The sequence below is a fragment of the Galbibacter sp. genome, assembly GCF_048266365.1.
Lineage (GTDB): Bacteria > Bacteroidota > Bacteroidia > Flavobacteriales > Flavobacteriaceae > Galbibacter.
The window spans coordinates 264,095-284,641 of sequence record NZ_JBLWZP010000003.1; the positions used below are offsets into that span (position 1 = coordinate 264,095).

20 protein-coding genes and 1 pseudogene are annotated in these 20,547 nt (G+C 37.2%); 7 read left to right on the top strand and 14 right to left on the bottom strand.

Annotation, left to right across the window (positions count from 1 at the left end; all coding sequences use genetic code 11):
- Nucleotides 1-8: 8 nt before the first annotated feature.
- Nucleotides 9-2,978 carry a SusC/RagA family TonB-linked outer membrane protein gene (locus tag ACN0TV_RS06595; protein WP_417361321.1) on the bottom strand — a complete coding sequence of 990 codons (2,970 nt, stop codon included), beginning with the start codon at nt 2,976-2,978 and terminating at the stop codon, nt 9-11.
- 284 nt (nt 2,979-3,262) lie between these two features.
- Nucleotides 3,263-6,058, bottom strand: a complete 2,796-nt coding sequence (locus ACN0TV_RS06600; protein ID WP_417361323.1) for a triple tyrosine motif-containing protein — start codon at nt 6,056-6,058, stop codon at nt 3,263-3,265.
- A gap of 664 nt (nt 6,059-6,722) precedes the next feature.
- On the opposite strand from ACN0TV_RS06600, the gene ACN0TV_RS06605 reads away from it, so the two are divergent.
- Together ACN0TV_RS06605 and ACN0TV_RS06610 are read left to right on the top strand one after the other, a co-directional pair.
- On the top strand, nt 6,723-6,974 hold the full coding sequence (locus ACN0TV_RS06605; protein WP_417361325.1) for a type II toxin-antitoxin system ParD family antitoxin: 252 nt from the start codon (nt 6,723-6,725) through the stop codon (nt 6,972-6,974).
- Nucleotides 6,967-7,266 (top strand): type II toxin-antitoxin system RelE/ParE family toxin, encoded by a 300-nt coding sequence (locus ACN0TV_RS06610; RefSeq protein ID WP_417361327.1) that lies wholly within the window; start codon nt 6,967-6,969, stop codon nt 7,264-7,266. Before ACN0TV_RS06605 ends, ACN0TV_RS06610 begins: the two co-directional genes overlap by 8 nt.
- Nucleotides 7,267-7,270: 4 nt before the next feature.
- Here ACN0TV_RS06610 and ACN0TV_RS06615 read toward each other — a convergent pair.
- The 11 genes and pseudogenes from ACN0TV_RS06615 to ACN0TV_RS06665 form a co-directional block, all read right to left on the bottom strand.
- Nucleotides 7,271-7,477: pseudogene (locus tag ACN0TV_RS06615) on the bottom strand (transposase); the annotation flags it as partial.
- A gap of 100 nt (nt 7,478-7,577) precedes the next feature.
- Complete coding sequence (locus ACN0TV_RS06620; protein WP_417361329.1) at nt 7,578-8,147, bottom strand: Crp/Fnr family transcriptional regulator; 570 nt, start codon at nt 8,145-8,147, stop codon at nt 7,578-7,580.
- Nucleotides 8,148-8,150: 3 nt separating this feature from the next.
- Nucleotides 8,151-8,963, bottom strand: a complete 813-nt coding sequence (locus ACN0TV_RS06625; RefSeq protein ID WP_417361331.1) for an SDR family oxidoreductase — start codon at nt 8,961-8,963, stop codon at nt 8,151-8,153.
- A 113-nt stretch (nt 8,964-9,076) separates the two neighbouring features.
- On the bottom strand, nt 9,077-9,229 hold the full coding sequence (locus ACN0TV_RS06630) for a hypothetical protein (RefSeq protein WP_417361333.1): 153 nt from the start codon (nt 9,227-9,229) through the stop codon (nt 9,077-9,079).
- Nucleotides 9,230-9,421: 192 nt separating this feature from the next.
- The gene (locus ACN0TV_RS06635) at nt 9,422-9,607 is read right to left on the bottom strand and encodes a hypothetical protein (protein ID WP_417361335.1); all 186 of its coding nucleotides are present in this window, start codon (nt 9,605-9,607) and stop codon (nt 9,422-9,424) included.
- Between the two features lie 223 nt (nt 9,608-9,830).
- Nucleotides 9,831-10,226: a dihydrodipicolinate reductase C-terminal domain-containing protein gene (locus ACN0TV_RS06640; protein ID WP_417361336.1), complete on the bottom strand. Its 396-nt coding sequence runs from the start codon at nt 10,224-10,226 to the stop codon at nt 9,831-9,833.
- A gap of 238 nt (nt 10,227-10,464) precedes the next feature.
- Nucleotides 10,465-11,118, bottom strand: coding sequence for an NAD(P)-dependent oxidoreductase (locus tag ACN0TV_RS06645; protein ID WP_417361338.1), 654 nt, complete (start codon nt 11,116-11,118; stop codon nt 10,465-10,467).
- A 21-nt stretch (nt 11,119-11,139) separates the two neighbouring features.
- Complete coding sequence (locus tag ACN0TV_RS06650) at nt 11,140-11,841, bottom strand: DsbA family oxidoreductase (RefSeq protein WP_417361340.1); 702 nt, start codon at nt 11,839-11,841, stop codon at nt 11,140-11,142.
- 15 nt (nt 11,842-11,856) lie between these two features.
- On the bottom strand, nt 11,857-12,315 hold the full coding sequence (locus ACN0TV_RS06655; RefSeq protein ID WP_417361342.1) for a hypothetical protein: 459 nt from the start codon (nt 12,313-12,315) through the stop codon (nt 11,857-11,859).
- Nucleotides 12,316-12,384: 69 nt separating this feature from the next.
- Nucleotides 12,385-12,912 (bottom strand): YceI family protein, encoded by a 528-nt coding sequence (locus ACN0TV_RS06660; protein ID WP_417361344.1) that lies wholly within the window; start codon nt 12,910-12,912, stop codon nt 12,385-12,387.
- A gap of 224 nt (nt 12,913-13,136) precedes the next feature.
- Nucleotides 13,137-13,715: a Crp/Fnr family transcriptional regulator gene (locus ACN0TV_RS06665; protein ID WP_417361346.1), complete on the bottom strand. Its 579-nt coding sequence runs from the start codon at nt 13,713-13,715 to the stop codon at nt 13,137-13,139.
- Nucleotides 13,716-14,283: 568 nt separating this feature from the next.
- Here ACN0TV_RS06665 and ACN0TV_RS06670 point away from each other — a divergent pair.
- The 3 genes from ACN0TV_RS06670 to ACN0TV_RS06680 all read left to right on the top strand — a co-directional run bounded on the left by ACN0TV_RS06670 (nt 14,284) and on the right by ACN0TV_RS06680 (nt 17,672).
- The gene (locus ACN0TV_RS06670; RefSeq protein WP_417361348.1) at nt 14,284-15,162 is read left to right on the top strand and encodes an inositol oxygenase family protein; all 879 of its coding nucleotides are present in this window, start codon (nt 14,284-14,286) and stop codon (nt 15,160-15,162) included.
- 34 nt (nt 15,163-15,196) lie between these two features.
- A complete protein-coding gene (locus ACN0TV_RS06675; protein WP_417361350.1) occupies nt 15,197-16,768 on the top strand; it encodes a solute:sodium symporter family transporter in 1,572 nt (523 codons plus the stop codon).
- Nucleotides 16,769-16,871: 103 nt separating this feature from the next.
- A complete protein-coding gene (locus ACN0TV_RS06680; RefSeq protein ID WP_417361352.1) occupies nt 16,872-17,672 on the top strand; it encodes a carbon-nitrogen hydrolase family protein in 801 nt (266 codons plus the stop codon).
- Nucleotides 17,673-17,724: 52 nt separating this feature from the next.
- Here ACN0TV_RS06680 and ACN0TV_RS06685 read toward each other — a convergent pair whose 3' ends face one another.
- The gene (locus ACN0TV_RS06685) at nt 17,725-18,735 is read right to left on the bottom strand and encodes a zinc-binding alcohol dehydrogenase family protein (RefSeq protein WP_417361354.1); all 1,011 of its coding nucleotides are present in this window, start codon (nt 18,733-18,735) and stop codon (nt 17,725-17,727) included.
- Nucleotides 18,736-19,217: 482 nt separating this feature from the next.
- On the opposite strand from ACN0TV_RS06685, the gene ACN0TV_RS06690 reads away from it, so the two are divergent.
- Nucleotides 19,218-19,817: a superoxide dismutase family protein gene (locus ACN0TV_RS06690; RefSeq protein ID WP_417361356.1), complete on the top strand. Its 600-nt coding sequence runs from the start codon at nt 19,218-19,220 to the stop codon at nt 19,815-19,817.
- 66 nt (nt 19,818-19,883) lie between these two features.
- Nucleotides 19,884-20,459: a pentapeptide repeat-containing protein gene (locus tag ACN0TV_RS06695; RefSeq protein ID WP_417361358.1), complete on the top strand. Its 576-nt coding sequence runs from the start codon at nt 19,884-19,886 to the stop codon at nt 20,457-20,459.
- The last annotated feature ends 88 nt before the right edge of the window (nt 20,460-20,547 follow it).

Genomic DNA, 20,547 nt, shown 5'->3' on the forward strand with positions numbered 1-20,547 from the left:
TGTTTTTTTTAGAATCCTAGTTTTACGCCTAAAGTGATATTCCGTGTTTCAGGGAATTCAGACTCCCAGCCCGATACAGGCGGTTGTTCTGGACTATACGACCTAAAGTCCGTGGAAGTAAATAGATTGGTACCCGTGATGTATACATTGGCACTCTGAATACCAAACTTTGAAAGACTTTCATGGGGAATATTATATCCCAAGGAAAGGGTTCTCAGTCTGACATAAGAAGCTTCTCTTACTGCAAAAGAATACAGATGTAAATGCGTATCCGGTTTTGGACGCGGGTATGCTGTAGAAGGGTGCTCAGGAGTGTAATATTTGGTACGAATTCCATTTATTGCACCTTTCCAAAGTTCTCCATTGGCCAGTACAGGATTGAGCTTTGTAGCGCCTTGTACAATATAAATATCTGCAAATAAGTCAAAGTTTTTATAAGAAATTGTATTGGTAATAGATCCATACCAATCAGGATCTGCTGTGGTAAAAACATTATCCCTATCGTCGATTTGTCCATTTCCATCTTGATCCACCACACGAACATCTCCCGGTTGAGCCAGTGGATTTCCTGTGCTAGCGATATCATCTCCTTCTTGGTAGATTCCATCATATTGTGGTAACCAGATATTATTTATTGATTGACCGACAGAAAGTCTTCTTCCCCAAGTATCTGTCATATCGATTGGATTACCCTGGTCGTCAAGTTCTCCAGTTAACGCAATGATTTCATTCTCATTTTTAGAGAAGATCAAACCTAAGGTCCATCTAAAGTCACCATCTCTAAAAAAATTGGTCATTAAAGAGCCTTCTATCCCTCTATTCTCGAGTTCTCCTGCATTAAAACGCATGACGTTAAAACCAGTAGTTCCAGCGATAGATCGATCCAGTAACAGATCTTTAGTGTTGGATTTATAATATTCAAATGTACCTTCAAACAGGTTGTTGAACAATCTAAAGTCCACCCCAGCATTCAAAGTTGTAGTTGTCTCCCATTTGAGATTAGGATTAGGCAATCGAGAGGAAGGCGTTGATCCTGCCACAGTTTCACCTCCAAACACATAAGGGACATCGTCTGCAACCCCCAACGATTCTAACGGATTAATTCCCTGGTTACCTGTATTACCATAACTGACCCTGAACTTCATTTGGTCTATCGCATCAACGCCTTGCATAAAAGGTTCATTATGCATCTTCCAAGCTACAGAAACTGCCGGGAAGTAACCCCATTTGTTGTTTTCTGCAAACACGGAGGCACCATCAGCCCTAGCTGTAGCTTCGAGTAAGTAGCGATCAAGGTAGCCATAGCGAACCCTTCCCATAAAGGAGAGTAACCTACGCTGAGAAACATCTCTAATACTGTTGAGCAGTACAGTGGCATTACCATTAAAACCTAAGGCGTCATTGGTAAACCCTGACTTATCCAGTTGGGTATATTCGGTGCGTTGTTCATCAAATCCCTGCACAGCAGTAAAGTCTAACGAATGATTTTCGTTGATCTCAGGGGTGTAGTTCACGATATTCTCTACCAAGACTTGTTTAAATAGCGTGTTGGATAAGACACCAATACCGTCATTACCTTCATCTCCTGCTGAATGCAAGGAACTTCTATATATTCCCCTATTGGTATTTCTGTTCCTTAAAAATGTTTTTAAGGTATAACTCAATTGAGGTGCAATATCATATACTAAACTAAGGCTCACATCGGTTAAATTAATTTTACTCTCATCCATGGACTCTCGTTGATCCCATAGTGGATTTACCGCTGTGTTAGTAGGTCCTAAATAATATTTTTCTAATGCTCCTTCATCGTTAAAAGGTTTTGCTAAAGGCGTAATAGTAGTGAAATTAAGTCCTCCGGTTTCACGATCTTGTTTGGCATTTTGATAATTCAAAATCCCTCTTAACAATAGCTTATCGGTGAGTCGTTGTTCCAAGTTCAATTTAAAAGATCCTCTCTTGTAGCCCGAATTGGGGATAATCCCCTGTTGATCAAAATAATTAACACTGGAAAATATTTTGGTTTGCTCCGTTCCTACAGAGAAACTAAGAGAATGACTTTGGATCACGGCATCTCTTAATACGAGATCTTCCCAGTCAACAAAATTTTTGTTGTCTATGGCCTCCAGTTCAAAAGGAGAAAAGATATTCTCATCATTCAGGTAATCTCCTGTAAACCTATTTCTATTGGCTTCTCTTTTTAAGTCAATATACTGTTGTCCGTTATATTGATTGAAATTTTTGGTAAGGCTCTGAATGGTAGTATAACCATGGTATTCGATTTTAGGTTTACCCACCTTACCTCTCTTTGTAGTGACAAGGACAACACCATTGGAAGCTCTAGATCCGTAAATTGCTGTAGAAGCAGCATCTTTAAGAATCTCAATATTGGCAATATTATCCGGAGCTACATCATTAAGGTTATCATAAGGCAGTCCATCTACAATAATAAGCGGGCTATTTCCACCGGGAGCTACTGAAACATTACCACGAATAACAATGTCAGAATTTCCTCCCGGTCTGGCATCACCAAGATTAACTTGTACACCAGCTGCCCTTCCACGAAGCATTTCGGAAACATTGGTGGTGGGAACGGTTGTCGCCTCCTCCACTTCAACGCTGGCCACAGAGCCTACTACATTGCTTTTTCGTTGCGTACCATAGCCTACGACGATGACCTCGTCTAAGGCTTGAAAGTCCGCCACCAGCAATGGATTGATGACTTGCTTGTCACCCACAGTTATTTCTTGTGTTACGAATCCAATATAACTGAATACAAGAACATCAGTTTCGGAAACCCCATCAATAGTGAAATTTCCATCAAAATCACTTACAACACCTGTAGTGGTTCCTTTAACAAGGATGTTCACTCCAGGTATTGGTCCAGTATTGTCGGATACTGTCCCACTCACAGTCTTAGTTTGTGAAAAACCAAAGGCCGTACATAGTAATAGTACTATGGTTAGAATGCCATACTTCATCTTTTAGATTTTTAGAGTTTTTAGTTAGAGAGGTAAATATAGCTGCTAAAGATTTTGTTACTCAAAAAGCGACCTCTATAAAAAACCTACATAAAGCATTTAGAGGGGAGTAAAAATTAATTATCCTCAGAAAAGCCTATGAAAATGCAATAAATCCATAAAACATAAGAGTTCAGAAGTATCATAACACCGCAGTGAAAAACAAAAATATATACTCGTTGTAGAGTCAATGTAGAGGTTGATTTTACATTTGTAGAGGATGCTTCTGTCCAAAGTAGTTTGGATTAGAAGTTTAAAATATAGTCTGTTAGATTGTCTTGATGAGGAAGGTCTAATTTTTTCCGAATCCTATAGCGCTTCATTTCCACACTTTTCACTGAAATATTCAGCAGAGGCGCAATTTCTTTTGAAGATAGATTTAACCTTAGGTATGCACAAAGTCGCAGATCGTTATTGGTCAGACTATCGTGTTTGGCTTTGATACGATTAAGGAAATCTTTATCAGCATTATTAAAAGCATCCTCAAAGAATTTCCAATCATCCTCGCTGTTGATATTGTTGTCAATCTCTCGGAGTACGAGTTTAATCCTCTTGTCCTTTTCAGGAATCAAATTGAGTTGAGATTTAAGGGATGATAAAAACTTATTTTTCTTCAAGATACTCATCGTTGAAATAGCAAGTTCTCTGTTTTTGTTTTCAATCTCATTGTGTAACTTCTCATTAAGAATATGACTAATGCGCTCCTTCTCTTGAAGGTTTCGGCGTTCTAACTCTTGTTGGTTGTTTTGAATTAGCGTTTCTTGTTTTTTTCTATAGTATCTTTTATAGATCCGGTGTATAAGGAAAAACAACAGCCCTAAACTAAGCGCATAAAGTATTAACGCTACATTAGACAGAAGCAAAGGCCTTTCAACGGTAAAACTATAGCTCGCGGTATTCTTACTAAGATTGTTCCCTACCAAAGCCCTAACACTAAAGGTATAATCCCCAAATGGAAGATTCATAAAACTAACCTCTGCTTTTTCCGACCATGGACTCCACTGTTCATACTGACCTTCTAACCTGTACTGATACCGCACATCGGTATACTTGTCGAACTCCGGAACACTGTACTGAAATCTTAAGTTATTATGTGTATACTTGAATACTCCTTCTTCATTAAGCAGCGCTGGGCTAGAAACATTTTGGTAATTCCCGTATTGAATCTCATTAATGGCAATATGGTATATTGCAGGAGAAACTCTCTCTAGATCTAATGATATATACCCGTTTGAGCTTCCGATAAGATACTCATCCTCAGCGAGCTTTGAAATGTTTTCAAATCCACTGACTCCTAAATTATTGCTTAGGGTATTAGGTATGGAAATATTAAAATCGTTTAATGTACCACTCAGACTACTCTGAGAGAAATATTTTATATTGTTTTCCGTGAAGTACCAAAGTCGTTGTGATGAGGGGTCCGGAATTATTATACTAATGGGTTTTTGGTTTTCCTTAAAGGCCATAGTTGTCATTGTACTATCTAGTGTGATATCCGTCAACTGATCGCCTATGGAATAAATACCGGTAAAAGTTTTATAATACAATAGATCCTCAAATTGGAATATATTAGAACTGTGACTTATTGCCGGCACATTATCAACCTTTAAAACTTTGTGCAGCGTGGAATCCAAAACAAGTTGGAAAAGTCCTTTTTTTTCGTGATTCACTACTACATCCAGAGCGTTTATTTCAAAAAAGCGACTAGAGGTATTAAACCCTTCTATTACATTGCGTAAGGACCATTGCCCGTTTACGCTTTCCAGGACACTTAATCCATTATAATTTCCTTGCAAAACAAGGTCTTCACGCTGTGCAACAGCTTTTACTCCCCAAGTTCCCCTAAAATCAGAGACCAATTCTGCTTGGTCACCATGAACCACAAAAGTCCCACTATTATGGCCGCAAAATAGGGTTTGATGAACACGTTGAAGATTCCAAACCTGCCCTTGAGTACCCTTGATCATTTTAAAGTCTTCAGACCCATTTGTTTTTCTTACGAACAATCCCTGATTTGTACCCAGATACAAATAATCCTCATGTTTCAAAGCGGCATACACAACTCCCAATTTCCCAAGCTTATCAATATATTCTTTAAAGGGAGAATACAGATTGACAACGCTAATACCGTTATCAAGTCCCAACCACAAATTGTGATCTGCATCTTCAAAAAGCGAAAGCACTGTATTGTTATTTAGACCCTTGGATTGATTTACATTTCCGATCATATTTCCGTTGTGGTCTAAACGATAAAATCCATTTGAAATACTGCCAAGCACAAATGTTCCATCATCTAGGCGAATACTACTGTACAATCTGAGATCAAAACTATCTATATCTGTTTCAAATGGAGTAAGAGTTTTAAAATCGTATAGATACCATTTTGCCTGATCCGTAATAAGCAATAGTTTCCCCTTGTAATCATAAAGCCCGATCAAAGACCGGTTTCTAAGCACAGGATGGTCACTCACTAAAATGGATTTGCCCTTTTCTAAAGTAAATAGACCCTGTCTAGCCTTTTGAAAGTATACCTTGTCCTTAACTAAATGAAGTTTTGCTTTAGCCGAACTTGCCTCAATAATCTTGAAGCTTTGTTCTACTAAATCATAGATGTAAATTCGATCCAGGGATTGGAATAGAACCCAATGATCAACAGCTAAAATATCCCAAAATTCCTCGTCCTGGGAAACTGGTGATTCCAAAAGGTCAGAAAGCGATGTATAACTCAGCTGACCACTCTGCCCCTTGGTCCAAAACCCAAATTCCCTATAGGAGCCTGTATAAATACGATCTCCTACGACCTCAACTGATCGAATAATAGATGCGGATGGTAATTTATAACTACGCCATTTAATGCCATCAAATTCCAAAAGATTAGAATGATTGGCTATGTATATAATTTTAGAGGAGCCTTGAGATATCCCCCAATTCTGATACTCCCCATTATAGTTCTTCGGAGTATAATTTTGTATTGGCGGAAGCTCTTGAGCGAACATTCCCCAACAAAACAACAGTAGCACGTAGGGTATAAAAAGCTTCAATACGAATCATTTAAATTAGGTCTAGCCTAATATAAGATAAAAAATTAGTTTCGAAGAGAATCCATCAATATAGATTGTAGATCACAGCCTCTAGGTTATGTAGAGCTCTAGCTAAAATTGCCGAGCCTTACAAGGTATACTTGGTGAGCAGTGGTATAATCTAAAACAGTATCGTAACCATATAAAATCAACTGCTTGTCAGTGATGAAGAACCGTGTTATTTTATCACTTTTGTTATTGTGATAATGAACCCTTTAGGAGGCTTTCTGCCACAAACCCAATCTGTTCTATTGTTTTTCCTTCTTCCATAGGTATTGGCTCCTTTTCAGTCGCCTTTTTACCGACTAAATCAATTTGGTATAATTCCAGGAAAATCGGTTTGCACCTCACTTCATAAGACGTCTGAATTCCCGCGTTCCACCCCTACCCAACTGCGCCATTCGGGCCGGCTTTAGGGCAGGGAGTAGAAAACCGACAAAAATCCATTAAACATAATTTTTGTCGTATACCATAGCTCTATTTGGATATTAAAAACTTGATATATAGGGGTTTAAATAAAATACTTACAATCAATGATTATAGCTCTGTTTTGTGTGCGATTTGAGAAATTTGTTTTATTATACCAGTTTTTGGTATATTTGATTAGAACTAAATTTGTATTCAAATGAATAAAAGCACATCGATATCACTCGGAAATTATTTTGACCAATTTGTACAAAATAGCATAAGGGAAGGAAGGTTTAAAAACGTTAGTGAGGTCATTCGTGCAGGATTGAGACTATTAGAAGAGGAGGAAAGTAAAGTGATTGCACTGAAAAAAGCTATTCAAGAAGGAATTGACAGTGGAATTGCTCACGACTTTGATCCTAAGAAACATCTTAAATCTCTAAAAGCGGAAAAGCGCTCGAATGGCTGAATATAAATTGACGAATAAAGCGGTCGAGGATTTATCAAAGATTTGGGATTATACATTTGAGATTTGGTCGGAAAATCAAGCAGACAAATATTATGGTGAATTAATTTCTAATTGTCAAGAAATTGCGGAAATCCCAGATTTAGGAAAAATATACAAAGGAATATCAAAGCAACTTCTCGGAATGAAGGCAAATCGACATATACTATTCTATAGAACTTTGAATAAAAATTATGTTGAAATAACGAGAATATTGCATGAAAGAATAGATTTAAGGAAAAGAATAACCGACTAAACCACTATGAACTATAGTTCCATAGGTTTTTAAATCTGACTAAAGTCGATTTCCTATGATGCTCCAAATACTCATTCACCATTTTATCAGTAATATTCCCTGTACTCCAATATTCAAATCCTATAGCCCAGAATGACGCCCCCAATAGCGTTTGTTCAACAAACTTAGGAAACTCTTGCTGTAACCGTCTAGAGCTTCTTCCTTTCAGCTTGGCGCCCGCGATAAATGATGACTTCATTTTTTTTTAATGTTACGCCACAAAGGTCGCCCGGTTAAAAATGAAGTCATTTACCAATTGGTAAAAAGTGATGCTAACGGATGTTTTTTCTGATTCTGCTCAAAGAAGTGGCCGTAACACCTAGATATGATGCAATATGAACCAGTGGTATTCTATTAGCTAAATTTGGAAAGTTTTTCAAAAAATCCAAATAGCGGGTTTTGGCATCGGTATTTAACTTCGGCTGTTCTACATTTACTTTATCCAACAGTGTTTTTATGGTGATTTTATTGACGACCTTATCCCAATCCATTATAATTTCCGATAGTTCTTTAAAACTTTCAAACGTAAATGAAACCAATTTACAATCCGTAACTGCCCGAATGTAAATCATAGATGAAATTTTGTGGTTGAAACTTTCCAGGTCTACCACAAAATGATTTTCATCTACGAAATGATGTACAATTTCTTCGCCTTTATTATTGTAATAGCAGATCATCAAAACACCTTCTTGCACAAATGCTAGATGTTTGGCAATTTTTCCAGCTTCGGAAAAACACTCCCCTTTCGGTAAAAGTCTTTCCTCCGCTTTAGCCTTAATCAAATCAATCTGTTTTTGATTAAAATGACCGAATTGTAATAAATAGCTGATTAATTCTTCCATCTTCTAATTGTCGAAAAAAACTTTCTTTCTTGTATCCAGTATTGAATCTATTCCCTGTAAGCTTAATTCCCTATATCTAGTTGTAGCGTCATTTCCGGCAATATAATGTAATGATTTTTTTTCATCTGTTGCAGCTTCATAGACAACTTTGGCAATATCTGAAGGGTTGTCTGCATTGGCAGCAGTAATTGGATTGGCATAAACATTGAGTACTTTTTCCCAATCTTCCTGATAGGCGGCTCCAGGTTGTGCCATTTGAGCATTGCCGACAAAACTTGTTTGCATAAATCCGGGAACAATAGTTTTGATACAGACACCTATCCTGTCCAATTCATAAGACATTCCCTCAGTCCAATTCTCTAATGCTGCTTTGGTTGCTGAATAGAGTGCCATAAATGGATCTGGAATGTAGGCACCTAAAGAAGTTGTCGTTATTATTGTTCCTGTTTTCCTAGCTCTTAAATAAGGAAGAAATGCTCTGGTCAGACGTATTGTTCCGAAAACGTTCGTGTTGAATTGTTGCTCTAATTGTTCATCCGAAGTAGCTTCTAATGCTCCGGCAAAAACATAGCCCGCATTATTAAACAATACATCAATCGGAGCTATTTGCTCAGCTTTTGCAACAACAGCTATAATTTGATTTGCATTGCAAATGTCCAATTCTAAAAGATGTACATTGGGTAATTGTGAAAGTTCGGTCTCCCTTTCAGGGTTTCGCATTGTTGCAATTACTGTCCAGCCTTTTTCTGAAAATAGTTTAGCGGTAACTTTACCTAAACCTGACGAGGCTCCTGTAATAAAAATTGTCTTGTTCATTTTTTTATTTTTTAATTTCCGTTACAAAGAACAATAATTTAGGACCTCTAAGACTTGCCATTTGGCAAGAAGTGCTACTCACGGATATTTTTCCTTATTCTACTTAATGATTGTTAAGTAACGCCCAGGTAAGTAGCGATATAGGTCAATGAAATCCTGTTAATGAGCGAAGGGTAGTTTTCCATAAATTCAAGATAACGTGTAGTAGCGTCCTGGGAAATAACAGGTCCTTTCCTGGACTTTTGATACATACTCAGTTGTACCATCTTGTTTTTGATAAGATCTCAACCTACAATAATCCGGGAAAGATCCTCCCAGTTTTGTTTAGAAAAAACAACAAGTTTACAGTCGGTACAAGCCTTTAGATATTCAGATGAAATACCATTAGCCTCAAAATTGACATAATCAACCATCAAATTATTTTCACAAATAAAGCAACGTGTAATTTCTTCGCCCTGTTAGTTGTAGTAGTAACCGCGAACAACACCGTCCACAACAAAACCAACCTGTCGAGGGATTTGTCCGGCTTCAGAGAAATACCCATCCTTGCGAAGTTCTATCACTGTCACTTTGTTTTTGATAAGGTCGATTTGCTGTTCGTTCAAATTGCCAAACTGTAAAATATAAGCTATCAATTCTTCCATTAATACAAAGTTAAGAAAGGCTTGGGCCATAGTTTACCATTTGGTAAAAAGCACACCCATTAAAACTAGCCCCGAATTCCAAAGGCAATTATTTGGTTATGGTTTTGAACACTTAACCAAAAGGTCGTGGATATTCAACCCCTAAATCATAAACTATCGTACCAATCGACTCATTTGTTGGCGAATCCTCTTGTTCAAAGAACTTTATTACGCAATGGTGTTTTTAAAAGTCCATCACACTATCCAATCTTCTTGGCAAGCCCTTAAATGTCCCAACTTTTTCAATGGCCAAAAGCCCTCCTTTTACATACGGAACCGCACTTGCTCCCGAATCGTGTCGTAAAGACAGTTTTTCGTCTTTAAGACCGAATATAGATTCTATAGAAATAACGTGCTCAGGAAGCCTGATAGAATGGATTTGAACGTCATTTATATTTGCTCCCCGACTTGATTTTTCGCCAATCAATTCCTCTTCGGTAACAAATTTGTTAGGTTTTTGAACTTTTGAAAGACGATATGCTAATTCTCTGGCTGTCCCACTTGGCGCATCCACTTTATCCTCGTGAGAGTAATCAATGATCTCAAAATTAGGAATATACTTTGAGGTTGATTTTCGCAAAAAAGATCAACTTGTGCTGTTCTTCTATGGAAAAACAACATCCGCCCTAGAGCGGATGTATGCCTTTGAATATAAGAATCAAAAGTGGACTTCATTAGAAACTGAACCATTGATGCTGCATTGGTATCACAACCCCATCATTGAGGGGTCCATCAGAAAATAAACCGACCAAAAACTAACCAAGCAATAATGAAAAGTTATTATTATTCGGTAAGAATCCTTGTCCACTTATAGTGACTTAATAAGCAGCAGTAAAGCGCTGTCTGATGTGAGCAGCATTTTCTGCTTCATCAACCAAAACTACTGCAGTATCCTGAACAGAAAGATCACTGTTACCTTGCTGGTCAAAAACCGGATGTTCAAGTCCTGTTCTGTATTTGTTTTTTCTTTCTTGAGGCTTTCCAGGAGCCATGCTAATGGCCGGGCTAAAATAGGTCCAATCCAAATCCTCTTCTTTCCTTAAGATATCAAGATACTCACTGGCTGCCAAAGCCCCTGGTTTAATTGCTGCCGGAAAATTAGGATCGTCTATCACTCTGGTGTTCTCATCGAGATACAAACTACCGGCGCCACCGACTACAATAAATCTTTTTACACCTGATTTTTTTACTGCCTCTTGAATCGCTTTAGATCCTTCAAGGAAATCATCGTATATATTGGGATTGGTCCACCCCGGATTAAATGTACTCACAACCACATCACTTCCCGAAACTGCCCTTGTCAATTCATCGACATTCTTCACATCTACTGATTCGGTAGTAAGAAGATCATCCTTAATTTGAATTTTATCAGTATTTCTGGCTATTGCAACAACCTTGTGTTTACGATCTAGGGCTTCTTTTAATACTTCTGCGCCTACAAACCCGGTGGCGCCTATTAATGCTATTTTCATGCTTTTTTTTTATCTAAGTAATTAGTTACAAGTTCCGTCAGTAAAACAAGATTCTCCTTCGGTTATTTCGAGACCGCTATTATCTTTAGAGAACTCTTCCCAAGCTTTATCAAGGTTCTGAAGAAACACTTCTGGAGATTGTGCCCCGGATACCGCAAACTTGTCATTAAACACAAAGAAAGGTACACCACGAACTCCTATGTTTCTAGCCTCTAATTCATCTTGCTTAACCTCATAGGCAAAGTCATCTGATTTCAACATTTTCTCAACTTCTTTTGAATCCAATCCTATGGAACTACCAACTTCAATCAGTTCTTCCTGGCTGTCAATATTCTTTGCCTGTTCAAAATGAGCCTTAAAAAGAGCTTCTTCTATCTCATTGCCTAAACCTTTAGATTTTGCCATTTGAATAAGACGATGGGCATTAAAGGAATTTGCCAATACTGAATTTTCAAAATCAAGTATTAATCCTGACTCCGCACCCATTTGTGCTGCGCCACTTAACATTTGTTCAGCTTGCTCAGCGGATACTCCCTTATTCTCTACGAAATAATCAATAGTGCTGATCGTAGGATCTGTCTTTAAATTGGGATCGAGCTGAAAACTCTTCCAGCTTATCTTTATATCATTCTTATGTGTAAAATTCTCTAATGCTGATTCAAACTTTCTCTTTCCTATATAACAAAAAGGACATCTAACGTCCGACCATATTTTAATTTCCATAGTTCTAATTTATTTTTATTGATGACCCAAAATTTCAGAGATTCTATGTTCAGTTAATTCAAAATAAGAATTTATATTCCCATCCGAAAGTTCGGCTAATTCAATAGCTATCACTTTTGAGTGAGGAAGAAGCGCTTCAAAATTATGAGTATCTTTTTTTGACTGCCCTTGTGAAACTACCAGTACTGTTTTTTGTGTGGCTACTTCCCTAATTCTTTCAATTATCTCCGATGAAAACTCCGCTGGCTGATAGAGTATGATTACATCCGCCTCCCAGCATCCTTCCTTTTCACAACTTATAAAATCGAGCTCCGCCTGAGTATCCAACTCTTCGAATTGTTTTGTAAGCCTCAATTTCCTTTGCTGATCTGAGCAAACAAAAAGCAACTGAAGTTTTTGCTCCCCTAAAACTTTTAATAGCTCTAGTGGACATTCTTCCTGCCCTGTTAATATTGCGATTGTTTTTGTCAACATTGATATTGATTTTAAAAACAATCACAGAGACCTAAAATCTTTAAATCCCTGAGATTGCTATGCTACTTTTTATGCTTGTTTTACAAATTGAACTTCTAAGTTCAATCTTACTTGGTCACTAACCACAACACTTCCTGCTTCGGTCACCCCGTCCCAAGTTAATCCAAATTCTTTTCGGCTTAGTTTCCCGTTAATGGTTAATCCAGCCTTTGTTTGTCCGTAAGGATCTACGACAACGCCTCCAAATTCTACATCTAGGGTAATAGGTTTAGTGATACCTTTTATAGTTAGTTCACCATCTAAGGTTTCATTTTTCACATCAAATTGACTTGCTTTAAAAGTCAACTCAGGATGTTGATCTACTGTAAAGAAATCTGCAGAACGTAAATGTTCGTCTCTTTGTTCGTTGTTGGTATCAATGGAAGAAATATCTGCTTTGAATTCGACATTTTGCAATTTTTCAAACCCTTCACCTTCTGATTCAAGCGATCCCTCGAATGCTTTAAATTTTCCGGTTACTGTTGAAATCATAAGGTGTTTTACTTTAAAAGTTACCTCACTATGTGTTGGGTCGATTGTCCATTTAGAATGTGCCATAATATATTTGATTTTATGATTAATAATAATTACAATGCAAACTTAGCCCCTTATAGCTCCTTGGCCAATGACCTGTGTTAATAAATGAGCGTGATCTATGTCACACTTTTTACTTAAAGGATTGTTAACGAAGTTGGTGTACCCCAGACCCAGTCTATGAGAAGCCGAATACAGCGATATTAAGAATACAAAGTGAAGCTAACGCGAGAAGATCTAATTCCTGACTATTGATGACTGATTTGACCGCGTAATCGACTGAGTGTTTCTCGTGTAACACCAATATATGAAGCAATCATATGTTGAGGTACTCTTTGGATAATGTCGGGGAATTCACGGATCAATTTAGAATAACGTTCCTCAGCGGTGAGAGTCATATTTCTCATTAATCGGTTTTGGGTAGCAATCAAGTTATTTTGAATTAGTATCCTGAAATAGCGCTCGAAGGCAGGCACTTCTTTTAACAGCAAGTCCCACGATGGTTTAGTGATCAAAAGCAACTCACTATCCTCAAGGGCCTCAATATTATATTCTGAAGATTCACCGGTAAGAAAACTATAAAGATCGGCTACCCACCAACCCTGCATCCCGAATTGTAAGATATGTTCATTTCCCTTGTCGTCTATTCGGAAACTCCTCAGCAGACCCTTTTCAACAAAACAAGTATAAATACAAGGATCTCCATCCTGTAAAAGAAATCTCCTTTTGCGAAGTTTTTTGGGAATAAAAAGCGTTTTGGCATGTTCAAATTCCTGGTCCGTTATATCGATGGTTTCATTGATCTTTTTTTGTAGAAACTCAAACATGTTCAAATGTGTTGTAAATAGCTATTAATTAATTTTCCGGCTGATGGATCGCTGCTCCCAGAAATATAGACATAAAATTACTAATTTAAATAATGCTTTTTAGCTCCTTTTAAAGAAAGAACCCAACTAAAAGCATAAGATTTGTGGCTCAATCAATCATTTGGGTAAGAAAACAAACCTTACCTCTTGATTTGCAGGCAGTTGAATCCTAGTCCTGCTTAAAATACTGTTTAAATTGTAATGGTCTAAAATATTGAACTCCATATTAATTTATTAGCAATCATTTAATGTATTTTATAGTAATTCGCTATTTTTATTGTGTTTTTTTTATTAAACTTACAGTAATGTTCTGTTTGTTATGTTCATTTTATATAAGCAATCGATGTTGACCCATAGGGTATGGAACACCCAAAAGGTCTAACGGTATTTAATTTATTGTAAATCGATTTACTAGTTATACTACCGGCTATATTAAGAGAAATACAAAGATGCCTGAAGGCTGTTATAGCCGACGACTCTCATGCCGTCTCTAAAATACATTAACCCAAGTAAAATAAACTTGAAAATCATGGGAAAAATAATAGATAACAGTTCAACAAACCCAATGCACAATGTAGACGATTGGGAAGACAATTTAATTGAACGATACCCGGATCCTGAAGTTTCAATAAAAGAAAAAGAAGAATTCAGAAATTATATCGATTCTGATAGACAGCAGACCGTCAGGGAATTTTATAAATTAAACCATAAGTATCAAACCTACGATTTTGTTTGCCAAAAAGAAGACACATTTTTACAGTTTAACAAAAAAGAAATGTCCCTTTGGGAAGCCGTTGATTTTTTAAATACTCTAGTAGATGACAGTGATCCCGATATAGATTTAGATCAACTTCAACATTTATTACAGACCTCTGAGGCTATTAGAAAGGATGGTCACCCGGATTGGTTCGTCCTCACGGGGCTTTTACATGACGTAGGCAAAGTCCTGTGCCTATTTGGAGAGCCGCAATGGGCCGTTGTTGGAGATACCTTTCCGGTGGGTTGCAGATTTTCGAAAAAAATAGTTTATCCCGAATTTTTCTCTGAAAATCCAGATTCAACGGATAAAAGGTACAACACAAAGTACGGTGTTTATTCACCAAATTGTGGTTTAGATAATGTAAAAATGAGTTGGGGCCATGACGAGTATTTATACCAAATAATGAAACCCTATTTACCGGAGTCGGCTTTATATATAATACGCTATCACTCCTTCTATTCGCAACATCGTGAAAATGCTTATATGCATTTGATGAATCAAAAAGACATTGAAATGTTTGAATGGGTTAAAAAATTTAATCCGTATGATTTATACACCAAAGCACCTGTAAAACCGGATGTCAAGTCTCTTAAACCATATTACCAAGAACTTGTTAAAAAATACCTTCCTAATGTATTAAAATTCTAAACATACTCCTGGAGGTTAACTGAACTTAATTTAAATGCTTTATACTTATCTAGGCTTTTTCGGCTTTACTTTTTTGGTTATACTTTATACCACGTATAAGCTCAGAAAGGATCAATTTACAACCACGAAAGGTTATTTTTTGGCAGGAAAAAGTTTGACAGGTCCTATTATTGCTGGATCAATGTTATTGACCAACATTTCCACCGAACATCTCATAGGAATGAACGGAAGTTCATATAAAAACGGGATTATTATTATTGCTTGGGAAGTTACTTCTGCCATAGCACTTGTTATTGCAGCCATATTTTTTATTCCTAAATTCTTAAAAATGGGGTTATCTACAATCCCTGAATTTTTAGAAAAACGCTTTGACAGTACTATCCGATCCATCGTTGCATTTTTGTTAATGTCTTCCTTTGTAATTACACTATTGCCAATTGTTTTATACTCTGGAGCAATTAATATAGAGAGTGTGTTTGACTTCTCTACAATGTTCAGCATTTCCAAAGCGCAATCTCTTATTTATACCGTTTTGGTTATTGGTGTGATAGGCTCCTTATATGCTGTTTTTGGAGGCCTGAAAGCTGTAGCTTACTCGGATTCGTTAAATGGGATTGGTTTGATGTTAGGGGGGCTGTTAATACCCATAATTGCACTTTTAGAAATCGGTAATGGCGACATGTTTCACGGGTTAAGCACGGTTTATAATTTTGCACCCGATAAATTTGATATTATAGGGAAACCTGATTCAGTGTTGCCTTTCTCTGTCTTATTTACTGGCTTAATGATTAATCAACTTTATTTCTGGGGAATGAATCAGTCCATTATACAAAGGGCATTTGGAGCTAAAAACTTAGTTGAGGCTCAAAAAGGCCTTATATATACAGGTGTATTAAAATTATTTGTCCCCGCAATCATTGTTTTACCCGGTCTTATTGCGTATTATTATTTTCAAGATCAATACTACGACACTCCTGATTTAATTTACCCCCTTTTGGTAAAAAAGATATTGCCCACCTACCTCTACGGTCTTTTTGCTGCTGTCATACTAGGGGCCGTACTCAGTACATTTAACAGTGTTTTAAATTCAGCGAGCACAATTTTTTGCCTTGATATCTATAAAAAAATAATAAATAAAAATGCATCGGATACCAAACTAGTAAAATACGGAAAATTGTCATCTGTGATTTTAGCTGTCATCGCTATTACGGTTGCTCCATTGGTGGCCTATGCTCCAGATGGTTTATACCAGCTATTACAACAGCTAAATGGAATATTTTTCATTCCGATTTCCTCCATAATCATCGCAGGAATATTTTTCAAACAAATTAATGCTTTGGCCGCGAAAGTCGGCTTATTTTTCGGCTTTACTTTTTACATTTTGACTACCTTTATTCTTAAATCCGATATCCATTTTGTACACCTGTGGGGTATTGAATTTGTTTTAAACTTTATAATCATGTTTACAGTTTCTAAACTATTTCCGGTTAAACAATTCCACCCGGCGATGGAAGCAGGTATAGAGGAAAAATCATGGCCTTATGTCAAAATCACAGGCATAACGCTAATCTTTTTAACGATCTTGATCTACATACTCCTTTCCTAATGAAAGTTCAGGTTTTCAACGGGTTTGCATACAGACCTTCAGCGAAGAGAGTTGTAATTTTTCACACAAAAGATAATAAAATTCTAAATACCAATTAAAACCAATGAAAATCGCGCTCGCATCACCGCCATTCCCCTACTCCATTGCACATGGGTTGAAATTACTCGAATCACTCTCTCGTGAGGCTTCTTTGGGGGGAGCGAAGATTGTGTGCTTTCCAGAATCCTTTCTTCCCGGTTACCCTGGTATGGGGTACCCCATAGAAGATCGGTCCCCTAAGGCTTTACAACAGGGATTAAATACAGCAAAAGACATTGCAAAGACAAACCATATAGCCATAATACTGCCAATGGATGGATATATCAATAATAGGATCTATAATTTAGCATATGTGATAGATAGAAATGGAGAAGTACTTGGATACCAGACAAAAAATCAATTGGATCCCAGTGAGGATGAAATATGGGCTGCCGGGGAAAAACGACAGATTTTCGAAATAGATGGATTAAAATTTGGTATTACCATCTGTCATGAAGGTTTTCGCTATCCGGAATCCGTGCGATGGTGTGCCGTTAATGGGGCACAGATCGTCTTTCACCCGCACTACAGCGGAAGTAACGATAAGGGCACAATTCCGAAAATCTTTGGTGCTATTGAAAACCCATATTACGAACGGGCAATGATGATGCGTGCTTTAGAAAACACTATATATTTTGCAAGTGTTAATTACGCCTCAAAATATCCAGAATCCACCACGGCGATAATTGATCCGGATGGTAACTGCCTTGAACATCAAACCTATGGCCAAACCGGGGTATTAATTGTAGATATTAACCTTGAATCAGCAACAGGTTTACTCGCAAAGCGTTTTAAACCTCAATTGTTTTATACTTCAAAAGAGTAATTCGGTCGATGTGAATGATTATTCTTTTGACAGAAGAGTATATACTTAAATCTCAGTCAAAATGAACCATAGCTTTGATCACCCCCGTTTTAGGCTCCAACCACGAATCAAAATTAGAAATCATTTCTGTATAATGAACCTCATGCGTTATAAAGGACGAAGTCGGAAATTCTTTTAAGTGTTTGATTACAAATTCAAAGTCTTCCAAGGTAGCATTTCGACTACATTTAAGTGTCGTTTCCTTAGCGTGAATTTTAGGATGTGAATAACAGAGCTCATCTTTAGAAAGTCCTACTAAGATAAATTCCCCACCGTGTGCCATATAATCAACCCCTGTTTCTAAGGCTCTTTTGTTTCCGGTAGCATCGAATACTGCAGTAGCCATATCTGCATTGGTAAGTTTGTAAATATTTCCTACCGGATCTTCAAGTACATTAAAGGCATGTTGAACTCCAATCTGATCCACGGTATAACGCAAACGATCTTCATTCACGTCTAAGGCGATAACATTAGCCCCAATAAGCTGAGCTAGCTTCATAAGTCCTATCCCTATCGGACCACAACCGATAACGACAACATAATCTCCTGCCTGCACATCGGATCTTCTAAGCGCGTGTGCCCCAATAGCCAGCGGCTCTACTATAGCCATTTCATTATATTCCAATTCATTGGTTTGAATTAATAGATCAGTGCGAACAGAAATGACTTCCTGCATACCACCATCGGTATGAACACCTAACACTTTAATATTAGAACAACAATTGGTTTTACCTCGCCTACATGCAATACAGCTTCCACAACTTACATAGGGCATTACAATTACCTTGTCCCCTTGTTTTAAACCTTTGTCATTTTGGTCAATTTCAAGGATCTCCGCAGCCAGTTCGTGTCCGAGAATTCTAGGATAATTAAAAAATGCCTGATTTCCGGCATAGGCGTGTAAATCGGTTCCACAAATACCAACGCGACGAACCTTCAACAGAGCCTCCCCGGGCTTTTTAGCTGTTAAGTCTTTTTCTTTTAATTCAAAACTGGAAGGTTCTTGACACACTATATATTTCATGGAAATCGAATTTTCAGTTAAAGTTAATTACTAAATTTTAATTAATCTCAATACCAAAGTTTGAAACTGATCTTAAGGTAAAATCTATCACTAATCCATTGTAGATTGTTTTAAAGTCAATTGCCTCAAAATTAAATTTGTATTAAACATTTTGGCTTGGGGGGAATAAACCCTGTACACAGAATCAGTAAAGCAAAACGAAAAAAACATAAACCAATAGTATAAAACCATTTATCATCCATGTCAACAGCTCGTTAACCCAAGTAAACACGTGGCCTAATCAGTGAAATCAACCATAGTACACTGTGAAAACTTCGTTAATTTGCGCATGAAATTTTAATAACTCTTAACTTCTTCTTACTTTAGATTAAATTTAACATTTGATTTTTATTGTATACGCTCGTTTTTAGGGCAGTAGCCCAAAAACAGCTTAAAGCAAGACAACCATTTAAAACAACTAAATAATTTTAATTTTAAATACTATGATTTTAAAAAGAACACAACTATTACTACTGGCATCGATCCTAGTTCTAGGTGTAAGTTGTAAACAAAACAGCAAAAAAGAGGACAATTCTGTAACAACAGAAAGCACCACCACAGAGGCGGCGGCTCCTGAGAAAAAAGCAGAAGCTAAAAAAGTTAAGGTTGCAATGGAATCTAAGAGCGATTCTAATGTAAGCGGAAACGTAGTTTTTAAAGAAGAAAACGGAAAAGTAGCCATGACCGCAATTTTTGACGGTCTTAATCCTGGAGATCACGCTATCCACTTACACGAAAAAGCTGATTGTAGTGCTGCAGACGGTAGCTCTGCCGGAGGACACTGGAACCCTACTTTTGAAAAACATGGTAAATGGGGAGATGCTGAAGGATATCACAAAGGTGATATCGGAAACTTCACAGCTGACGCAAACGGAAACGGAACCATCACCTTTGAAACAGACCAATGGTGTATCGGATGTGGAGATGAGAAAAAAGACATTCTTGGAAAATCAGTTATTGTTCACCAAGGAACTGATGACTTCACATCACAACCAAGCGGTGATGCAGGTAGCAGAATTAGCTGTGGAGGAGTTATCCAATAAACCACACACTAAAAAACCAAAAATAAAATAAGGCCACGTTATACCAACGTGGCTTTTTAAATACAAATGACCACATCGCCATATTTCACGGACGAAGTCTTTGAAAACATAGACTTCAGAACCAAGCCTTTTAATACAGGAGAGTTCGACAACTGCAGCTTTTCTAAATGCATATTTAGTGAGGTTTATCTGAGTAACACACAGTTTGTAGAATGTGAGTTTGACAACTGTGACTTTAGCGGAGCCCATCTTAAGAATTGTTCATTTAAGGAAGTAAGCTTCTTCCAAACCAAGCTTATCGGTTTACATTTTTTTGAGTGCCTTACTTTTCTACTTTCCTTTGATTTCGAAGAATGTAATTTGAGCTATTCATCCTTCCAAAATTTAGACCTCAAGGGTACCCGATTCAAAAAATGCAATCTGGAGCAGACTGATTTTTCAGATGCCAATTTAAGCGAAGCCCTATTAGAGAATTGTGGTTTGAAAAATGCGTTATTTGAAAACACAAACCTTGAAAAAGCCAATCTATACTCTTCCTATAACATCCATATGGATCCTGACAAGAATAAACTGAAAAATGCGATCTTTTCTACTAATGGAGCTCTTGCTTTATTATCCAAACACCAAATAATCATCAAGTAAATCAGAAGGCAAGAGTTGAGAAAGCTAAGCCAACCTATTTTACGAATTGAATAAAAAAAACCCCAATCAATGATTGAGGTCTCCTTAT